We start from the raw sequence: 4,783 nt of genomic DNA, 5'->3' as shown, positions 1-4,783 counted from the left end.
ATCACGGACCAATACCTGCTTCCCGCGGGCCAGCGCGATATCGATACTGAGCTGCCGCGTCTGGATTCGGGGGGGCGGATGCGGGCTCATCCTGCTTATAAGGGAGAGGGAAAGCTATCGCCGGGAATGCATCACTATCTGGTCCAGTTTATAGGCCCCATCAAACAGGAATGGCTGCAGGGCGTCGAGGCCGCAGGCGGCAAGTTACAGGTTCCATACGCCTCGTTCAGCTATGTCGTGCGTGCGGACGAGGCATGTATCTCACGCATTGCCGCCCTTCCGTACGTGCGTTGGTCAGGACATTTGAGCCACAAGGATCGGGTCGCCCCATCCGTTTTGTCCGGGGTCAAGCGGAAAAAGGATGAGGTGCAGGGTGAGTTGCCCCGGACCCGGGTGCTGCCGGGGATGTATTCGGTGACGTTTTTTAACAGCGAAACCCAGCAGCAGGCCGAGCCACAGGTGCAGGCCCTTGGTTTCGAGATTCTTCGGTCGGATCCGGATACACGGATAATGATTTTGAGGGTTCCTGCTGGAAAAGGAGGGATAAAGCGGATTCGGGATCTGGCCGCGGTCCACGGTGTACGTTTGATCCGGGAGCATAGTCTCAAGCGGACCAGCAACGATGTGGCCGGAAGGTTGATGCGAACGGCCATCGCTACCGGTGCAACCGGTTTGAACCTGGATGGATCAGGAGAAGTTGTGGCCGTGTGTGATACCGGGTTGGATACCGGTGACGCCAACTCGATACATCCGGATTTCAGCGGCCGAATACACGCGATGCTCAGTTACCCGATCAACCCCTATTATGCACCCTACATCAAAAATCCCGGGGCCGACGATGGCCCTGCCGATCTTGACAGCGGTCATGGCACACATGTTGCCGGTTCCGTGCTCGGCGACGGCAGCGCCAGCGATGGTTTGAGCGGCACAGAGGGGCCCATCCGCGGCCTGGCCCATGGGGCAAGACTGGTATTCCAGGCCATTGAGCAGGAGATGAAATGGGAGGATTCCAGCTATTACAGTTCGATTGGTCGTTATCTGCTATCGGGTATCCCCGACAATATTTCCACCCTCTTTGCCGACGCTTACGCTCACAATGCGCGCATTCACTCGAATTCGTGGGGTGGGGGTGATCCCGGTGCGTACGACCCTCAGAGCGAACAGCTTGATCGTTTCGTGTGGGAGCACAAGGACTTTTGTGTCTTGGTTGCCGCCGGAAATGACGGTACGGACCAGGATGGAGACGGAAAAATCAACCCCATGAGTGTTACCTCTCCCGCCACGGCCAAGAACTGCATCTGTGTGGGCGCGAGCGAAAACGAACGTTCCAACTTCAATGGCGCGCAATACGGCTCATGGTGGCCCGACGACTATCCGGTTGCGCCTTACCGTAACGCACCCATGGCGGACAACCCTGAACAGGTAGTGGCCTTCAGTAGCCGGGGGCCCACCGAGGATGGGCGAATTCGGCCCGATCTGGTGGCGCCCGGCACATTCGTGCTCTCCACCCGCTCCAGCAGGATTGCAGCAAACAACAATGCCTGGGCGGCTTTTCCCGGTTCCCGCAAGTATTTTTATATGGGGGGAACCAGCATGGCCACACCGCTGGCTGCCGGGGCCGCCACCCTGGTCAGGCAGTTCCTGCGACGTGACAAGGGTATTGCCAATCCTTCCGCCGCTCTACTCAAGGCGACGTTGATTGCCGGGAGTAAACGGCTTCCAGATATCGGCAACGCGGGGGCTGTCTGTGATAACGCGCAGGGGTTTGGGCGTCTGGATCTGGATGGTGCACTGGCGCCCCAGGCATCTTCGGCAATCGAATACATTGATGTGGCGCAGGGGCTGAGCACCGGTGAGATATGGTCACGCGAGATATTGATCCAGAGCGACGCCATCCCGCTACGGGTGGTTATGGCGTACAGCGATTATCCCGGCGAGCATCTGGTCAACAACCTGAACCTCATTTTGACGGCACCAGACGGTAAACGCCATGTCGGTAACGCATCTGTCGACGGAACCTTGACCATGGATGCCAATAACAATGTCGAAATGGTGCAGGTCACCACGCCTTTGCCCGGTTCCTGGCGTATCGAGGTCGTGGCATCCAACGTACCCCAACCAAATCAGGCGTTCGCCCTGGTGATCGTCGGCGCTTTGGGTCAGCCTGATGAAAGCGGTTTGATTCGTGCCGAAAGTACGCCCGGCCTGGCGATTCCCGACCAGGATCCGGCCGGTGTTTATGACGCCATCTCACTGACCCAGGCAGGCAGAATCGCAACTGTGGCGGTGGAAGTAGATATCCGGCATACCTATATCGGGGATCTCAAAGTTGATCTCATCTCACCTGCCGGTACCCAGATCACCCTACACAATCGTAATGGTGCCTCCAGACAAGACCTCCATGGCCGCTACGATGTACAGTCGACCGGCGCTCTGGCGGGTCTTATTGGCCAGTCGATTGCTGGGGAGTGGCGGCTGTCGGTCTCCGATCATGCGCGGATGGATGAAGGCACCCTGCGTAGTTGGACATTAGAGATCGCGCCCGAGGCGGATGACTGGGAGGAACTCAAGGCGGCACCCGGTCTACACATTCCCGATAATGATGCCCAGGGTATTTACCACACCTTGGAGATGGGTCGGGCGGGTACGGTCCGGGAACTTGAACTCCAGGTGGATATTACCCATACCTATATCGGTGATCTGCGAGTGGTGCTCTCGGCGCCTTCCGGGAAGACAGTAACCGTACACGAGCGGACCGGAGGCAATCGGGATAACTTGATCCGTACATTCGACACAGGCACGACCCCCGCTTTATCCCCTCTCATCGGCGAATCCGCCAAAGGAGAGTGGACCCTGTCCGTATCTGATCACGCGGGTCGTGACATAGGCAAGCTCAATGCGTGGGGACTACGCATAAGGTTCTGACAAGGGCTTTGATAAGGGCACCTTGAAAAAATTCAAGGTGCCCTTGTCCCGTTACTATAAGATTCCTGGCATCATGACATGCTCATTTCAAGTCTGAGCTGGAAATGGGCGCTTTTTTCTGATTTATGATCAAGCCGTCATCATTCCAGTCAAAGGCCTCGCCGTTTAAAATTATTTTCTTTTTGCTGAACCAGACAGTCAATCGTTTGTCGGCTTTTTTCTTTTCTATCTTCATAGCTTCAGGGATTCTCCCTTCAAACAGGGTATTGAGGTACTTCATCTCTTTTTCCGACGCTTCCTTGGAACTGACGATATCCGACTGAAACACCATCTCGATGGTGTAATCTTTTATATCCCTTTTATCCCTGTCCAGCTTTTCATGAATAAATGTTATTGATATGTCAGTGGCCTGTTTTTTCTTTATAAGTTGTTTCACTGAAAATACATCTTTAAAGGTCAACAGGGTCATTTCGGGGAAATTATCCAGTATTTCGGTATCCGAAGGGTTGAGCTTTTTTTCTCCAGACTCGTCCTCAAGTTTCAATGTCACCAGCGAAGTGCCGTTCACCCAGCGTGTTGGCAAGAACACTAACAGGTTATTATCTTTGAAAATATTCAGAGGATTTAGAAATGACTTGCCTGCGGTCTGGAGCAAAACCCTGTCAAATTCAAGGCGTATCTTCTTTAAAATATCGCTGTTGCGGGTCTGACCGTAGAGCCAGAGTACATCGTAATTTTTAACCGTATCGTTATTAAGAATCACGTCGATGATGCGATTGAACACATCCTTTGGGGTGTTTAACAGCAACGCAGGCCCAACGGTTCTAACCATGTCGGGCGTGTCGATGAAGGCTGTGTGCCCGTTGTCCAGATTACGTAAAATGAGCTTGCCTGCGGTATCGGAATCCCCCAGGCGACCGTACTGGAGGGCTGCAAAAAGGAGGTTTCCCCAGTCATTATCATCGGAATTGGACACAATCAGCGCCAGATCGCGTTTTACCGCATCAGAATTTGAATTTTTCATGAGCATTGTTTTGCACATGGCAACGGAAGCGGCGTACGGGTCTTTTCTCAGGATGCCCTGGTGTATCTGCTGGAATTGGAGGAAGCAGTGGAGAGCCTCTTTGGTGCGGCCGATTTCCTGGGCTGACTGGCCCCGGTAGTACCAGTATGGCGGAAACTTCTGAAAGCTGGTTTCAATCCGCTCTAATTTCCTGCAGCGTTTGGTAAGATCAGGCTCTTTTAAAATATTGGTATAGTTCCTCAGCTGTTTTTCATCCAGTCGCCATGTATCGGGCAAGTTGTATTTTCTCATGAGCGTCCAGGAGTATTTGAGCAATTTTTTGTAGAAATTGTTAAGTTCCTGCATGGTCTTTGATTCAATGGCCCACTTACCTTTCTCTTTTTCTTTAATGTATGTGTTCATTTGGGATCGGTAGTTAAAATAGAAGGAGCCTGTTGCGACAAAGGCCGCTAAAATCGTGTTGTAGGGATTGATGACAACATCCGTATCAAAAACAAGTGCTGTGACTCTGTTTTTAAGTTCGTGTTGAACATTTCTATCAAAATCTTTGAGAAGATATTCCCGGTCATAATCATTGATTTTTGAGGAGGTAAGCAGATCCATGAGTTCCTGGAGCAGCGTGATGAGGTCGGCATCAGGGATGTTGCTTAAATTCAGGTTATTGATGATCATATTGTATTCCTGATCCAGAATAACCTTGTCATTGTAAGTCATGATATGGGTTAAGGATACGGCTATCAGGTTCAAACATTCAAGCACCTGAAGCTGAATCGCTTCATCATGGGTCTTTGCCGCATTCTCCTCTGCGGCATATGTGACAACGCCTGATACATG

At 52.4% G+C, this 4,783-nt stretch carries 2 protein-coding genes; one reads left to right on the top strand and one right to left on the bottom strand.

The window, feature by feature from the left end; genetic code table 11:
• Positions 1 to 126 precede the first annotated feature (126 nt).
• Positions 127 to 2,925 carry a proprotein convertase P-domain-containing protein gene (locus AB7U36_RS18555; RefSeq protein ID WP_428161149.1) on the top strand — a complete coding sequence of 933 codons (2,799 nt, stop codon included), beginning with the start codon at positions 127 to 129 and terminating at the stop codon, positions 2,923 to 2,925.
• Positions 2,926 to 3,007: 82 nt separating this feature from the next.
• Here AB7U36_RS18555 and AB7U36_RS18550 read toward each other — a convergent pair.
• Positions 3,008 to 4,783 (bottom strand): hypothetical protein (locus AB7U36_RS18550; protein ID WP_428161148.1); only part of this gene is annotated, 1,776 nt, incomplete at its 5' end.

The organism is Desulfobacter sp., from assembly GCF_050177295.1.
Note: the sequence above shows the minus strand (reverse complement) of the source record. Positions and strands in the feature narration are given on the sequence as shown.

Coding starts and splice junctions, on each gene's coding strand:
- AB7U36_RS18555 (WP_428161149.1), top strand. CDS start 127: ATGCATCACTATCTGGTCCAGTTTATAGGCCCCATCAAACAGGAATGG.